The sequence below is a fragment of the Kocuria sp. CPCC 205297 genome (assembly GCF_040981035.1).
In the GTDB taxonomy this organism is placed as follows: Bacteria; Actinomycetota; Actinomycetes; order Actinomycetales; family Micrococcaceae; genus Kocuria; species Kocuria marina.
Genome location: NZ_JAVKPY010000010.1, coordinates 12,882 through 26,567 on the forward strand (window position 1 = coordinate 12,882; position 13,686 = coordinate 26,567).

A 13,686-nucleotide genomic window follows, 5' to 3' on the forward strand; every position below is an offset into this window, starting at 1 on the left:
GAGGACCCCCATGCCGGATTCGGACGCGCCGCCCCTCGTGTCGCTTCGCCTGTACACCGCCACGGCCCTCGCGGCCTCCGGGTCGGTCATCGGCCGGTACTCCACATCCTTCTCGCTGGCGTGCCGCACCCTGCCGCCCGCCGTGCGCCGGGACATCGCGGGGATCTACGCGCTCGTGCGCGTCGCGGACGAGGTCGTGGACGGCACCGCGGGCGCCGCGGGTCTCGAAGCCGCCCGCGTGCGCACCGCCCTGGACGGGTACGAGGCGGCCGTGAACTCGGCCCTGGCCACGGGATTCGCCACGGACCTGGTGATCCACGGCTTCGCGGACGTCGCCCGCCGTCACGGTTTCGGGCGGGAGCTGACCGAACCGTTCTTCGCGTCCATGCGCGCCGACCTGGACGTGGCCGAGCACGACGGCGCGTCGCTCGAGTCGTACATCTACGGTTCCGCGGAGGTCGTGGGACTCATGTGCCTCGAGGTGTTCATGGACATGCCCGGCACACGGGCGGACACCCCTGAGCAGCGGGCCATGCTGCGGGCCACGGCCCGGCGGCTGGGAGCGGCCTTCCAGAAGGTGAATTTCCTGCGTGACCTCGGGGCGGACCACGACCAGCTCGGTCGCACGTACTTCCCGGGCGCGGACCCCGCCCACCTGGACGAGACCCAGAAGACGCAGCTGCTCGCGGACCTCAATGCGGATCTCGACGCCGCGATGCCCGGGATCCTGGCCCTGGACCGGCGCGCTCGCCGGGCGGTCCTGATTGCGCACGGACTGTTCACGGAACTGTCCCGGCGGATCGAACGCGTCCCCGCGCGGGAACTGACCAGACAACGCATCAGCGTGCCCACCGCGGTGAAACTGCGGATCGCGGCGCGCTCCCTCTCGGATTCGGTGGTGACACGATGACACGGACGGTGGTGATCGGCGGCGGTTTCGCGGGCCTGGCCACGGCGGGGCTGCTCGCCCAGGACGGGCACCGCGTGACCCTTCTGGAACAACAGGACATCCTGGGTGGGCGCTCCGGGCGTTGGTCCGCGGAGGGCTTCTCGTTCGACACCGGCCCCAGTTGGTACCTCATGCCGGAGGTCATCGACCGGTGGTTCCGGCTCATGGGCTCCAGCGCCGCAGCAGAACTGGACCTGCGCACCCTGAGCCCGGGCTACCGCACGTTCTTCGAGGAGCACCTGGACGAGCCACCGACGGACGTGGTCAGCGGGCACGCGGAGGAACTGTTCGAGCAACTGGACCCGGGATCCTCCCGCGCGCTGCGCATGTACCTGGACTCCGGCGCGGAGGTCTACGAGCTCGCCAAGAAGTACTTTCTCTACACGGATTTCGCGCACCCCCGTGAGCTCATGACCCCGCAGGTGCTCAAGAACCTCCCGCGGCTCGGCACACTGCTGACCCGGTCCATGAAGGGCTACATCGACCAGCGGTTCACCGATCCGCGGGAACGCCAGATCCTGGGGTACCCCGCGGTGTTCCTGGGCGCCTCGCCCTCGAGCGCTCCGGCCATGTACCACCTCATGAGTCACCTCGATCTCACGGACGGAGTGCAGTACCCCGTGGGTGGGTTCAGCGCGCTCGTGGACGCGATGGCCGAGCTGGTGCGCGCGGCCGGGGTCGAGATCGTGACCGGGGCGACCGTCACGGGGATCGACGTCGAGCGGGCACCGCGCTCCGTGCGTTCCCAGGTGGCGGCCGCCCGTTCACGACGTCGCTCGGCCGGCTCCGTGCGCGGCGTACGCTACCGCGCGACGTCATCGGCCTCGAATGCGCCGCGGACGGCGGCCGACGGTGCGGAGACCACCGTGCCCGCCGATCTCGTGGTGGGTGCCACGGACCTGCACCACATCCAGACCAGGTTGCTGCCCGAGCGGTACCGGGCCCCGGAATCGCGGTGGAAGCGCCGGGACCCGGGCCCGTCCGGGGTGCTCGTGTGCCTGGGCGTGCGGGGGAAACTGCCGCAATTGGCCCACCACAACCTGCTGTTCACGGCGGACTGGGACGACAACTTCGCGCGCATCGGTACCGGGCGGGAGCTCGCGGAGGAGACCTCGATCTACGTGTCCATGACGTCGGCCACGGACCCCGCCACTGCGCCCGAGGGGGACGAGAACCTCTTCATCCTGGTGCCCGCACCGGCCGTCCCCGAGTGGGGTCGCGGCGGGATCAGCACGCCGGAACGCCACGAACCGGGTTCGGAACAGGTCGAGCGGGTCGCGGACGCGGCCATGGCGCAACTGGCCCGCTGGGCGAAGATCCCGGATCTCGAGTCCCGGGTCGTGGTGCGGCGCACGTACGGGCCGGGGGACTTCGTCGCCCAGTTCAACGCGTGGCGCGGTTCCCTCCTGGGCCCCGGTCACACGCTCGGCCAGTCCGCGATGCTGCGCCCCGGTGTGACCGATCCCGGGATCCGGGGCCTGTTCTACGCGGGGTCCTCGGTGCGCCCGGGGATCGGCGTGCCCATGTGCTTGATCTCATCCCAGGTGGTGTGGGACGCCATCCGCGAGGACAGCGGGGTGTCCTGATGTATTTGCTCATGCTGCTCGTGTTCCTGGGGTGCTACGCGCTGATCGACCGGCGGTGGAACCTCTACTTCTGGTCGGGGCACAAACTGCGGGCGTGGCTCGTGCTCGTCGTGGGGGTCCTGTTCTTCCTCGCGTGGGACGTTGTGGGGATCGTCAACGGGCTGTTCTGGCACGGCGAGAACTCGCTGACCCTGGGGATCTTGGTGGCCCCCGAACTGCCCCTCGAAGAGGTCTTCTTCCTGGCATTCCTGTGCTACCAGACCATGATCTACGTGCTCGGGGCACCCGTGCTGTGGCGGTGGCTGCGCGACCGGCGGGGCACCGCGGCGTCGTCGTCCGAACTGCGAGGAGGTCACGGAGCGTGACGTACTGGAGCGTGAACTTCATCTTCTTGGGCATCTCGGCAGTGGTGCTGCTCGTGGCCGTGCTCGTGCGGCGCCCGCGGGGGCTGTTCTGGGGATCCCTGGTGGCGTCCTTCGTGCTGCTCGGGGTGCTCACCGCGATCTTCGACAACCTCATGATCGCCGCCGGGATCATGACCTACACGGAGCACAACATCTCCGGCGTGCAGATCGGACTGGCCCCGCTCGAGGATTTCGCGTACCCGTTCGCGGGGGTGCTCCTGCTGCCGGCGCTGTGGTTGTTGCTCGGTGGTGCCCGCCAAGAACGCGGTGCCCGTGAAGAACGTCGTGCCGGCGACGGACGCGGCGCTCGCGGTGCCCGAACGCCGGAGGCTGAGGAAAGGGGAGTCCGTGCTGAGTAAGCTCTTCTGGGCCTCGCGCCCCCTGAGCTGGGTGAACACCGCGTACCCGTTCACCGCGGCGGTGCTGTTGACCGGGGGCATCCCGTGGTGGCTCGTGGTGCTCGGCACGGTGTTCTTCCTGGTGCCCTACAACCTGGCCATGTACGGCATCAACGACGTCTTCGACTACGAGTCCGATCTGCGCAATCCCCGCAAGGGCGGTGTGGAGGGTGCCGTGGTGGACCGTGCGGCGCAGCGCCCCGTGTTGCTGGCCTCGTGCCTGGTCCCGGTGCCCTTCGTCCTGGTGCTCCTGGGGTACGCGGTGGCCACGGGCAACTGGGTGTCCATCGCGGTGCTCGCGGTCTCGCTGTTCGCCGTGGTGGCGTACTCGTGGGCCGGGCTGCGGTTCAAGGAACGCCCGTTCGTGGACGCGATGACGAGTGCCACCCACTTCGTCTCGCCCGCGGTCTACGGCCTGACGCTGGCGGGCGCCACGTTCACACCGGGACTGTGGGCGCTGCTCATCGGGTTCTTCCTGTGGGGCATGGCCTCCCAGATGTTCGGCGCGGTCCAGGACGTGGTCCCGGACCGGGAGGGCGGACTCGCGTCCGTGGCCACGGTGCTCGGGGCCCGGCCCACCGTGTGGGTGGCCGCGCTGCTGTACGCCCTGGCGGGCGGGCTCATGGTGTTCACCGAGTGGCCAGGCCAGCTCGCCGCACTGCTCGCGGTGCCGTACCTGCTCAACGTGCTGCGCTTCAGCGGTGTCACGGACACCGATTCCGGGCGGGCCAACGCGGGGTGGAAGACCTTCCTGTGGTTGAACTACCTCACCGGTTTCCTGGTGACCATGCTGCTCATCTGGTGGGCCGCGGTGCGCCCGGTCTGACCCCGGCCGGTCGCTCGACGCCGCTCGCCCCCTTCCGGGGGCGGGCGGCGTCGTCGTTCTCGTCCTGATCCGATTCGTGAACCCTTGACCGCCTCGCCGGTTATGTGGTTCATTAGTAGAGTAATGAACCAAGGAGCTGGAAGTTCTCCATGACACCCAAACAAGACGGTCGCCCGATCTTCATGGTCCTGGCCGATCAGATCGCGGACGACATCCTCCAGGGCAACTACCCGGTGGATTCCGCGGTGCCATCCACCAACGAACTCGCCGCGTTCTACCGCATCAACCCCGCGACGGCGGGGAAAGCGCTGGGACGCTTGGTGGATCAGGGAGTCTTGGAGCGGCGTCGTGGGATCGGGACGTTCGTGGCCGCGGATGGCCCGGACATCCTGCGAGCGCAGCGCCGGGAGGCGTTCCATGAAGACTTCATCCAACCCGCCGTGGCCGAGGCCCGGAGGCTCGGACTCACACTCGACGACATGGTCGCACTCATCAGAAAGGTCTCGCCATGAGTTCTCCCGTACGACACACGGATCACCGCGAGAGCGCGCCGGGGCAGGGGATCCGGATCAGGAACCTGAACAAGTCCTTCGGCAAGAAGCACGTGCTGCGGGACATCACCGTGGATTTCGCGCCCGATCGGGTGCACGGGCTGCTCGGGGCCAACGGGGTGGGCAAGACCACGCTGATGTCCGTGATCCTCCATCACACGTTCCGCAGCTCCGGTGAGGTGCTGATCGACGGTGAGGATCCGCGGGAGAACGCGCGGTTGCTCGAACGCACGTGCTTCATCCACGAGGACCAGAAGTTCCACGACGACGACACCCCGGCCTCCCTGCTGCGCATCCTGCCCACGTTCTACCCCACGTGGGACACCGGGCTGGCCGAGCGCCTGGCGTCCCGGTTCAAGCTGCCGATGAGCACGCGCACCACCAAGCTCTCCCGCGGGCAGCGCAGCGCGCTGGCGATCGTCATCTCACTGGCCGCGCGGGCGCCGTACACCTTCATGGACGAGCCGTACCTGGGGCTCGACCCCGGGCACCGTGCCCTGTTCTACGAGGAGTTCGCCCGCGCCCTGGCCGAACACCCGCGCACCGTGATCCTCTCCACGCACCTGATCGACGAGGTGTCCGACCTGCTCGAGAACGTGGTCATGATTGAGGACGGCCGGGTCACGGTGGACGCGGACATCGACGACGCCCGGGACAGCGCGTTCGTGCTGCGCGGACTCGAACCCGTGGTCCGGGACGTCGTGGGCGCTCGCAGGGTCCTGCGCGAGTACCGACTCGGCAACATCCTCTCCGTCACCGTGGACGGCACCGCGACCGCTGAGGACCGGCGCCGCGCGGACGCCGCCAATGTCTCGTTGGAACCCGTCACCTTGCAGGAACTCGTGGCCGCGCGGGGCATGCGCGGCACCGACGACGCAGAAATGAGTGTGTGATGCAGTACGCCCGCCGGAACCTCGCGCTGTACCTGACCAACCGACTCAACTCCTTCGTGGTGGCCCCGGCCATCCTGGTCCTGGTCGCGATCCTCACGGTCGTGATCGGGCTGATCATCGGCATCCGCACCGGTCTGCCCCTACCGCAGCCTGTCCAGGACGGATTCCAAGCCAACCTGGCCGTGTTCTGGGCCCTCCCGGGCTTCCTGATCTCCCACGGCGCGCTGACCGCCAACCGGGGTTTCGCCGGCGCGCTCGCGTTCGGCAGCACCCGCCGGAACTTCTGGGCGGGCACGGCCATGGGTTTCATGATCACGTCCCTGGTGGTCGCAGCCGTGGGTCTCGTGATCCTGGCCGCGGAGGCCGCGACCGGGTTCGGGCTGGGGATCAGTTTCCTCACCATTCACGCCCTGGGTGACGGCAACCCCCTGATCGTGGCCGTGACATTGTTCCTGCTGAGTCTCATGAGCCTCTTCGCGGGCATGAGTTTCGGCGGGATCTACCGCGCGGCCGGGGTGATCTGGACCGTGATCTCGATCGTGGCCGTGGTGCTCGTGGCACTGGGTCTGCTCGCCGCGATCGTGGCCTGGCCGGACTTGTGGTTGGACCTCGCGAGCGAGCTCGGACGGTGGGGCATCCCGCTCGGCCTCGTGGTCGTCACGCTGATCGCCGGTCTCGCGAGCCGCGCGGTGGTGCGGTACGCGGAGATCTGAGCTCCCGGTACGACGCCGCTCGCTCCCTTCCCGGGGGTGGGCGTCGTCGTCGTGTGCGGGCCGTGTCGTGCGGGCGGTGCGTGGACTGCACCCCTGACACCACCCGCTCCCGGGCCACCCCACCTGACATCATGGCCCCATGAGCCGATCGACATTCACCACGCACACCGCCCACGTCAACGACACCGAGCTGGCCTACACGGACGAGGGCCGGGGCGAGTCCATCGTGCTGCTGCACGGCCACGCGTACGACCGCTCCATGTGGGACGGGCAGGTCACGACTCTCGCGGAGCAGGGTTGGCGCGTGATCGCCCCGGACCTGCGCGGGTTCGGCGAGTCCCAGGTCACCGAGGGGATCGTGTACACCGAGGAGTTCGCCGCGGACATCGTCGCGCTGCTGGACGAGCTCGGCCTGGAGACCGTGATCCTGTTGGGCTTCTCGATGTCCGGTCAGGTGGCCATGCAGATCGCCGCGTCGTATCCCGAACGGGTGAGCGCGCTGATCATCAACGACACGGTGCCCACGTCCGAGGACGCGGCAGGGCGGCGGCGTCGTCATGTGGCGGCGGACGGGATCGTGCGGGACGGAATGGAGACCTACGCGCAGAACGTGCTGTCCAAGATGATCGCGGAGGAGAACGTGGAGCGGCTGCCGGAGGTCGCCGAGCGCGTGCGTGAGATGATCCGGACCGCCCCGCTCGAGGGCTCCACCGCGGCCATGCGCGGGCGCGCCGAACGCAACGACTTCACCGAGACGCTGCGTGCGTGGGAGAAGCCCGCGCTCGTGATCGTGGGGGACTCGGACGCGTTCGACAACGGCGCGGGCCAGGTCATGAGCGAGCTGCTGCGCCACGGTGAGCTCGAGGTGGTCCCCGCAAGCGGGCACACGCCCAACATGGAGAACCCCTCGGAGTACGACGCCGCTCTGGGTGCCTTCCTCTCGCGCCTCGTCTGATCGGGAGGCTCGCGGGTGCCGCTCACGGGCGGAATGGCGGGCGAACATCTGAGTCCCGAGAATGCCTCGGAATCGCGATCCGGGTGCTTTATCGGGGCATGGATGTACCCGGGGATGCCCGGCGCTCAGTTCCAGTTGTCGGCGAGCAACTCCATGGCTGTGAGGACGTCCGGTTGACGCGTGGCGGTGGGGGAGATCATCAGCTCGTCCGCATCAGCGTGTTCTGCGAACCGGTGCAGGTAGTCCACCACGGTGTCCGGGGTGCCCGCGCCGGTGTAACTGATCATGTGCAGGATCTGGGCGGCAGCGGGGGAGGCCATGACCATGTCCATCTCCTCGTCCGTGAACTCCCGGCCGCGGCCCACCATGGCCTTGACCCGGGAGCGCTGGGTCGCTTCCAGCTGACGGGCGGCGTCCTGCGCGTCCTCGGAAATGATCACGTTTACCGCGGCAATCACGTACGGCTCCGCGAGCTGTTCGGACGGCTGGAACTGGGACCGGTACGCGGCCACGGCGTCCACGAGGGCGTCCGGCGCGAAGTGCGATGCGAACGCATAGGGCAGCCCGTAGGCCGCGGCCAACTGGGCCCCGAACAGGGACGAGCCCAGGATCGTCAGCGGCACGTCGGTCCCCGCACCCGGCATCGCCTGCACGCCCGGGATGAGTGAGTTGCCGGTCAGGTAGCCCCGCAGTTCCTTGACGTCCTGGGGGAAGCTCTCGGCGGATTCGGGGGAACGACGCAGTGCGCGCAGCGTGCGCGGATCCGTCCCCGGGGCGCGGCCGAGCCCCAGGTCGATCCGGCCGGGGTGCAGCTCCGCGAGGGTGCCGAACTGTTCCGCGATCGTGAGCGGGGAGTGATTGGGCAGCATGACGCCGCCCGAACCGAGCCGGATGCGTTCCGTGTGCGCGGCCACGTGGGCGATCAACACTGCCGGTGCGGAGGACGCGATCGTGGGCATGTTGTGGTGCTCCGCGTACCAGACCCGCGTGTATCCCAACCGCTCCGCGTGCCGGGCAAGGGTCACGGAATCCGCGAAACTCTCACCCACCGATTGGTTCTCGCGTACGGTGGCGAAGTCGATGACCGATAGGGGCAGTGCCATGAATGAAACCCTTTCCAGAGAAAACTTGCTGTAGGAATAACGGGCTCACGGGGCCCGATATTCCGCGGGCCGCTGCTCTCCCGGGTGTGCTGAACGGGTTGCTCGGGGTGGGAGGGGATGAGCGGGGGAGCGGGATGAGGGAGCGCCTACCGGCAGACTCGGGGCCACCACCGGACCCGGACTTGCCGGTTCAGTTCTCGGGGCGCCCTGCTCGGATCGCCCCAGCCGGCGCCTGGCGGCGCGCGTTGTGGGTGTCGCGGGTCGGTCATAGGCTCACGGGCATGGCCGAGTACGAGGTCACCGAGCTGTTCACCGTCCCCCGCGAGCCCACCGTGCTCGCGCCCGGGGCCGTGCACGTTCCCGATTGGCTCCCCGTCGCCCGGCAGCACGATCTCGTGGCCGCGTGCCGTGACTGGGTGCGCTCGGCCCCCATGCGTCACCAGGTGATGCCGGGCGGCGGTCGGATGTCCGTGCAGTCGGTCATGCTCGGCGCGAATCGGACCCCCTACCGCTACGGGGCCACCGGGGGAGCGGAGGTCGCGGTCCTGCCGGACTGGCTCGTGGACCTGGGTGCGCGGGCCGTGGCGGACGCGTACGGGGTGGTGGACGCGGGAGATGTGGGCGCCCCCGAAGTCGAGGACGTCGTCCGCGGTTTCGTCCCCGACTCCGCGCTGGTCAACTACTACGACGGCGCCGCGCACATGGGGATGCACCAGGACAAGGACGAGTTCTCGGCGGCGCCCATCGTGTCCCTGTCCCTGGGGGACACGTGCACGTTCCGCTTCGGCAACACCGAGACCCGCACGGCTCCGTACCGGGACGTGGAGCTGCGCTCGGGGGACCTGTTCGTGTTCGGCGGACCCTCCCGGTACGCGTTCCACGGCGTGCCCAAAGTGTTCCCCGGAACGGGTGGCCTGCACCTGGGGTTGAAGAACGGCGGGCGGTTGAACATCACGCTACGCATGACGGGTGGGCACCGGCGAGCGCGCTGACGTGCTGAGAGCGACCCCGTCTGTCGGCACACGAGGGCGGGCGCCCCGCTCGAACGCGAGGGTCTGCGCGCCGCTCGGCCACGAGAACCGGTGCCCCGCTCGGACCCGGGGCCGCGACGGGCGCGATGACACACTGGGGTCATGCAGAACGAGGCCCTGGATCCCCGCCCCACGGACGTGCAGGTGGAGCGCTACCGCACCCTGGCCGCCGATCACGCGGTGGGGGTGGGCGTGGTGTGCTCGCGCTACCGGGGCAAGGACCACGCGATCACCGTCACGGCGTTCGCGGACGTCTCCTACGATCCGCCCACCATGCTCGTGTGCCTGTACGACATGGGGCGGATGTGCGAGGCCGTGGAGGGCTCCGGATCCTGGGCCCTGTCCCTGCTGAACGCGGATCAGCGCTCCGTGGCGAATTGGCTCGCGAGTCCGGGCAACCCCGTGGACGGACTGCTGGACACCGTCCCGTTCCACCGCACCGAGCGCACGGGGACGCCTGTGATCGACGGGTGCCTGAGCTGGTTCGAGCTGGACACCGTGTCCACCCACACCGCGGCAACCCACCTGGTGGTCGTGGGGCGTGTCACGGCCATGGGCCGAGGGGTGGACGCGGGTGCCGCGGACCGTCCCCTGATCCATTTCGCGAGGGAGTACAAGAGCATCGGGTGATCCCGGCCGCGGGTGGGCGTACGGTGAGAAGTGGGGGCTCGCTCGTCGCACGGTGCGTAGCGGTGGTGTCCCCCCAATGTGACGTCTCATTGCGCCGTGTGGCCCAGAATGTGGACTACGAAACCATGTGTTGGACATGAGATGCCTGGCAGGATTTAGCCTGTCCGGATAACGGCGGCCGGACCGCCGATCCGGGAACACAGCCGTGTGAGAGGACCCACCATGCCGGACCGCGTCAGCCAGAACACCTCAGCAGATCCCGAGACCCCCGACCCCGGCCAGGGGTTGGACGGTGTCCCGGCATCCGGGGGTGAGGCAGAACGGGTCGCCGCACATGCCGTGGACCTCGTGGCCCCCACGGAGGCGCTGCACAGCGATCCGCGCCTGACGGAAGGGTTCAAGTCCGCGTTCGGTCAGCATCCCGCGGGCATCGCGATCATCACGGTCGCCGGGCCGGAAGGCCCCGTGGGCCTCACGGCGTCCTCCGTCTCCTCCATCTCCGCCGACCCCCCGATCCTCGGCTTCTCACTGCAGGCCAAGCGCGGTTCAGCGGCCGTCGTGGCAACGGCCGATTCCTTCGTGGTGCATTTCCTGGATTCGGACAACGTGGAACTCGCACGATCCTTCGCCATTTCGGGTGCACCCCGTTTCGGGGACGACATGGAGTGGACCACGCTGTCCACAGGCGAGCCCCGCTTGCTCGGGGTGCGCCGCGTGCTGAGGGCCATCCCGCTCGCGCGGATCAAGGCCGGGCCGGCGCTCGTGTTCAATGCCGCCGTCGTGGAGGTCCTGGGTGAAGAGGGCTCGGGCAGCCCGCTTGTGTACCACCAGCGGCAGTTCCACGGCCTCAGCGACAGCTCGGTGCTGGACCTGCACCTCTGACGGGCGGGCCTTCGCCGTGCCGTGTGTGACGCTGTTCACCCAAAGTTTTCTCCAGAATAGGTTGACGCATCAAACAGCGGGTCGTAAATTAGTTTCCGAAGCAACCAATTGGGCCGTCCGACGACGGCCCGCCCGATGCCAAGGAGAAACGAATGACCACGCTCGAAGGTATGACCCCCGGAACTTGGACCCTGGACCCCGCCCACACGGAGGTCGCGTTCTCCGTCCGCCACGCCGGTATCTCCAAGGTGCGCGGTGTGTTCAGCGACGTCTCCGGTGAACTCAACGTGACCAAGGACGCTTCGCAGTCCAACGGCCAGGTGGCCGTGGGGATGAACTCCGTGGACACCAAGAACGAGACCCGCGACAACCACGTGCGCTCGGCCGAGTTCTTCGACGTGGAGAACCACCCGCAGATGACCTACAAGATCACCGGCCTGGAGCTCAACGACGGTGAGGGCACCGTGACCGGCGAGCTCACCCTGCGTGGCGTGACCAAGCCCGTGAAGCTGGACGCCGAGTTCAACGGCGTGGCCGTGGACGCCTTCGGCACCACCCGCGCGGGCTTCACCGCCTCCACCTCGATCTCCCGCAAGGAGTTCAACGTGACCTGGAACGCCGCCCTCGAGGCCGGCGGTGTCATGGTCTCCGACAAGGTGCGCATCGACCTGGACGTGGAGTTCACCGCTCCGGAGTCCACCAACTGAACGACTCGCACCTGAGCATCTCGTGCCCGAGCGACTCGCTCCCCGCGTGAACAGTGCCCCACCGGTTGTCCGACCGATGGGGCACTTGCGTTCTGCGGGGCAGGAGCGCGGCTAGCGCAACGACTGCACGATGAAGTAGATCAGCGGCACGAGCACGAGTCCCACGAGCGCAATGCGCCGCACCCGCACCTCCATACGCGCGGGGTTGATCCGGTACCCCTCGCGGCGAGTTCCGTTCGCGCCTCGGCGCGACGACGCCTCGGACAGGGGCCCCGGAGCGGCGTCGTCGTCCGGGAAGTTCCGATCGGGGGGCCCGGCGCCCCGCCCGTCCTCGGGTGACGAGGGGTGAGGGGAAGTGTTCACGAGGCCTCCTGCGGGGCGCGAGTGCGGATCGGTGGCAGGGTCAACGCCATCTGGTGGTCATGATGAGCCCCGCCAGCATGAACCCGAGCCCGATCACCAGATTCCACACGCTGATCCCGGGGATGGGCACCACGCCTTGGAACAGGTAGTAGGTGATGATCCACAACAGCCCCAGGATCATCAACCCGATCATGACCACCTTGTACCACAGCGGCGTGGGCTGGTAGTCGGTGGACCGGCGCTCGCGCTTCTCCGCCTGGGCGGCCTTCGCCGCACGACGTCGCTCGTCCCGCCGCAGCTTCTTGCGCGCCGCGGGCGTCTCCGCGTCCTCGCCCGTATCGGACGTGCCGACGCCCGGCTCGTCGGTGGACCCGGCCTCGCCGGACGCGTCCGCTCCGGACGTACCGGCCCGGGCCACCTTCATGCCGGATTCGTTCGCTACAGCGGTCCCGGAAGCGGACACGGATGCCGCGGCCGCCCGCTTCTTCCTTGCCCGGCCCTTACCGACGGACGTCGTCGTGCCAGCGGGCACAGCCGGGTCACCGGACGCATCCCCGGTACCGGGCGCAGCGGCGTCGTCGGTGAGACCGTGGTCGGTCGCCGCATCCTTGGTGGAGACGGCCGAGGACCCGGATTTGCGCGCGGCAGAACGCTCGAAGGACGCGGCGGCGCTGTTGCGGGGAAGGATCTCCGCCGCGAGGGCGGCGAGTTCGCGGTCCCGTTCCGTGAGGGCGAAGTCCTGTGTGTCGTCCTGCGACTTACGGGATCGACCGAAGCGCTTCTTGGGCTCAGACACTGGCGTTCTTTCCTCCTGCTGCGTGGGCACCACGTCCGGGCGTGGCCCGGGGGCGGGTTCGCGGCCGTGGCGGCCCGCGGGTGCGGCGGGGACCGGTTCCTGCCGCGAGATCGGCGTTCAGTCTATCCGCCCGAGCGGGCGTAGACTGGCGCGAGTTCTGTCAATTGGTGAACGCGCAGGAGTTCTTGAGTGTCTGTGAAGATTCTCGTCGTGGATAACTACGACAGCTTTGTCTACACCTTGGTGGGGTATCTGCAGCAATTGGGGGCCCAGACGACCGTGGTGCGCAACGACGACCTGGACGTCGCCGCGGCCACCGCTCTCGCCGGTGAACACCAGGGTGTCCTGCTGTCCCCCGGCCCCGGTGCCCCCGCGGACGCCGGCGTGTGCGCGAACCTGATCCGCTGGGCGGAGCACACCAGGACACCGTTGCTCGGCGTGTGCCTGGGCCACCAGGCGCTCGGTGAGGTCTACGGCGCTCGCGTGGGCCACGCCCAACAGCTCATGCACGGCAAGACGTCCCAGTTGGTGCACCACGGGGACAGCGTCTTCGCCTCGGTCCCGTCGCCGTTCACCGCGACCCGGTACCACTCGCTCGCCGTGGCCGCGGACACCGTCCCGGACTGCCTCGAGGTCACCGCGACCACCGAGGACGGGCAGGTGGTCATGGGTCTCAAGCACCGCTCCGCCCCGCTGCACGGTGTGCAGTTCCACCCCGAGTCCGTGCTCACGGAGGGTGGCTACCTCATGCTCGGCAACTGGCTCGAGGAAGTGGGCCAGCACGGTGCCGCCGCGGCGGCCGCGGGGCTGTCCCCGCTCATGACCGCCTGAGAACCATTTCCGTCAGAGGCACCCGGACCGCACACTCCGTCGGAGCGAGGTCCGTCGGGCCCCGCACA

The 13,686-nt window shown here is 68.8% G+C and carries 17 protein-coding genes; 14 read left to right on the forward strand and 3 right to left on the reverse strand.

What is annotated here, in order from left to right; all coding sequences use genetic code 11:
- Positions 1 to 10: 10 nt before the first annotated feature.
- The 9 genes from RF650_RS10320 (at position 11) to RF650_RS10360 (ending at position 7,275) form a co-directional block, all read left to right on the forward strand.
- Entirely contained in the window at positions 11 to 910 is a 900-nt protein-coding gene (locus RF650_RS10320; RefSeq protein WP_368814851.1) for a phytoene/squalene synthase family protein, read from the forward strand.
- Positions 907 to 2,535: a phytoene desaturase family protein gene (gene crtI / locus RF650_RS10325; protein WP_368814852.1), complete on the forward strand. Its 1,629-nt coding sequence runs from the start codon at positions 907 to 909 to the stop codon at positions 2,533 to 2,535. The genes RF650_RS10320 and crtI overlap by 4 nt, the downstream gene beginning before the upstream one ends.
- Positions 2,535 to 2,900 (forward strand): lycopene cyclase domain-containing protein, encoded by a 366-nt coding sequence (locus RF650_RS10330; RefSeq protein ID WP_311254209.1) that lies wholly within the window; start codon positions 2,535 to 2,537, stop codon positions 2,898 to 2,900. Before crtI ends, RF650_RS10330 begins: the two co-directional genes overlap by 1 nt.
- Positions 2,897 to 3,298 (forward strand): lycopene cyclase domain-containing protein, encoded by a 402-nt coding sequence (locus RF650_RS10335; protein WP_131333651.1) that lies wholly within the window; start codon positions 2,897 to 2,899, stop codon positions 3,296 to 3,298. Before RF650_RS10330 ends, RF650_RS10335 begins: the two co-directional genes overlap by 4 nt.
- Positions 3,288 to 4,163: a prenyltransferase gene (locus RF650_RS10340; protein WP_239321628.1), complete on the forward strand. Its 876-nt coding sequence runs from the start codon at positions 3,288 to 3,290 to the stop codon at positions 4,161 to 4,163. Before RF650_RS10335 ends, RF650_RS10340 begins: the two co-directional genes overlap by 11 nt.
- A 149-nt stretch (positions 4,164 to 4,312) precedes the next feature.
- Positions 4,313 to 4,675: a GntR family transcriptional regulator gene (locus tag RF650_RS10345; RefSeq protein ID WP_098053664.1), complete on the forward strand. Its 363-nt coding sequence runs from the start codon at positions 4,313 to 4,315 to the stop codon at positions 4,673 to 4,675.
- Positions 4,672 to 5,607: an ATP-binding cassette domain-containing protein gene (locus RF650_RS10350; RefSeq protein ID WP_368814853.1), complete on the forward strand. Its 936-nt coding sequence runs from the start codon at positions 4,672 to 4,674 to the stop codon at positions 5,605 to 5,607. Before RF650_RS10345 ends, RF650_RS10350 begins: the two co-directional genes overlap by 4 nt.
- Positions 5,607 to 6,320, forward strand: coding sequence for a hypothetical protein (locus RF650_RS10355; RefSeq protein ID WP_131333649.1), 714 nt, complete (start codon positions 5,607 to 5,609; stop codon positions 6,318 to 6,320). The genes RF650_RS10350 and RF650_RS10355 overlap by 1 nt, the downstream gene beginning before the upstream one ends.
- A gap of 139 nt (positions 6,321 to 6,459) precedes the next feature.
- The gene (locus tag RF650_RS10360; RefSeq protein ID WP_131333648.1) at positions 6,460 to 7,275 is read left to right on the forward strand and encodes an alpha/beta fold hydrolase; all 816 of its coding nucleotides are present in this window, start codon (positions 6,460 to 6,462) and stop codon (positions 7,273 to 7,275) included.
- A 125-nt stretch (positions 7,276 to 7,400) separates the two neighbouring features.
- Here the strand turns inward: RF650_RS10360 and RF650_RS10365 are convergent, their stop codons facing one another.
- On the reverse strand, positions 7,401 to 8,378 hold the full coding sequence (locus tag RF650_RS10365; protein ID WP_131333646.1) for an LLM class flavin-dependent oxidoreductase: 978 nt from the start codon (positions 8,376 to 8,378) through the stop codon (positions 7,401 to 7,403).
- A 281-nt stretch (positions 8,379 to 8,659) separates the two neighbouring features.
- Between RF650_RS10365 and RF650_RS10370 the strand changes: the two genes are divergently transcribed.
- From RF650_RS10370 to RF650_RS10385, 4 genes are all read left to right on the forward strand, one after another.
- Positions 8,660 to 9,370 (forward strand): alpha-ketoglutarate-dependent dioxygenase AlkB, encoded by a 711-nt coding sequence (locus RF650_RS10370; RefSeq protein WP_368814854.1) that lies wholly within the window; start codon positions 8,660 to 8,662, stop codon positions 9,368 to 9,370.
- Between the two features lie 141 nt (positions 9,371 to 9,511).
- A complete protein-coding gene (locus RF650_RS10375) occupies positions 9,512 to 10,039 on the forward strand; it encodes a flavin reductase family protein (protein ID WP_368814855.1) in 528 nt (175 codons plus the stop codon).
- Between the two features lie 222 nt (positions 10,040 to 10,261).
- The gene (locus RF650_RS10380) at positions 10,262 to 10,921 is read left to right on the forward strand and encodes a flavin reductase family protein (RefSeq protein ID WP_368814856.1); all 660 of its coding nucleotides are present in this window, start codon (positions 10,262 to 10,264) and stop codon (positions 10,919 to 10,921) included.
- Between the two features lie 152 nt (positions 10,922 to 11,073).
- Positions 11,074 to 11,628 carry a YceI family protein gene (locus RF650_RS10385; RefSeq protein ID WP_368814857.1) on the forward strand — a complete coding sequence of 185 codons (555 nt, stop codon included), beginning with the start codon at positions 11,074 to 11,076 and terminating at the stop codon, positions 11,626 to 11,628.
- A gap of 111 nt (positions 11,629 to 11,739) precedes the next feature.
- Here RF650_RS10385 and RF650_RS10390 read toward each other — a convergent pair whose 3' ends face one another.
- The gene (locus RF650_RS10390) at positions 11,740 to 11,991 is read right to left on the reverse strand and encodes a hypothetical protein (RefSeq protein WP_318541144.1); all 252 of its coding nucleotides are present in this window, start codon (positions 11,989 to 11,991) and stop codon (positions 11,740 to 11,742) included.
- A 40-nt stretch (positions 11,992 to 12,031) separates the two neighbouring features.
- The gene (locus RF650_RS10395) at positions 12,032 to 12,787 is read right to left on the reverse strand and encodes a cell division protein CrgA (RefSeq protein ID WP_368814858.1); all 756 of its coding nucleotides are present in this window, start codon (positions 12,785 to 12,787) and stop codon (positions 12,032 to 12,034) included.
- Between the two features lie 189 nt (positions 12,788 to 12,976).
- Here RF650_RS10395 and RF650_RS10400 point away from each other — a divergent pair, with 189 nt between their 5' ends.
- On the forward strand, positions 12,977 to 13,618 hold the full coding sequence (locus RF650_RS10400) for an aminodeoxychorismate/anthranilate synthase component II (RefSeq protein ID WP_368814859.1): 642 nt from the start codon (positions 12,977 to 12,979) through the stop codon (positions 13,616 to 13,618).
- The last annotated feature ends 68 nt before the right edge of the window (positions 13,619 to 13,686 follow it).

Coding starts and splice junctions, on each gene's coding strand:
- RF650_RS10320 (WP_368814851.1), top strand. CDS start 11: ATGCCGGATTCGGACGCGCCGCCCCTCGTGTCGCTTCGCCTGTACACC.
- crtI (WP_368814852.1), top strand. CDS start 907: ATGACACGGACGGTGGTGATCGGCGGCGGTTTCGCGGGCCTGGCCACG.
- RF650_RS10330 (WP_311254209.1), top strand. CDS start 2,535: ATGTATTTGCTCATGCTGCTCGTGTTCCTGGGGTGCTACGCGCTGATC.
- RF650_RS10345 (WP_098053664.1), top strand. CDS start 4,313: ATGACACCCAAACAAGACGGTCGCCCGATCTTCATGGTCCTGGCCGAT.
- RF650_RS10350 (WP_368814853.1), top strand. CDS start 4,672: ATGAGTTCTCCCGTACGACACACGGATCACCGCGAGAGCGCGCCGGGG.
- RF650_RS10355 (WP_131333649.1), top strand. CDS start 5,607: ATGCAGTACGCCCGCCGGAACCTCGCGCTGTACCTGACCAACCGACTC.
- RF650_RS10360 (WP_131333648.1), top strand. CDS start 6,460: ATGAGCCGATCGACATTCACCACGCACACCGCCCACGTCAACGACACC.
- RF650_RS10365 (WP_131333646.1), bottom strand. CDS start 8,378: ATGGCACTGCCCCTATCGGTCATCGACTTCGCCACCGTACGCGAGAAC.
- RF650_RS10370 (WP_368814854.1), top strand. CDS start 8,660: ATGGCCGAGTACGAGGTCACCGAGCTGTTCACCGTCCCCCGCGAGCCC.
- RF650_RS10375 (WP_368814855.1), top strand. CDS start 9,512: ATGCAGAACGAGGCCCTGGATCCCCGCCCCACGGACGTGCAGGTGGAG.
- RF650_RS10380 (WP_368814856.1), top strand. CDS start 10,262: ATGCCGGACCGCGTCAGCCAGAACACCTCAGCAGATCCCGAGACCCCC.
- RF650_RS10385 (WP_368814857.1), top strand. CDS start 11,074: ATGACCACGCTCGAAGGTATGACCCCCGGAACTTGGACCCTGGACCCC.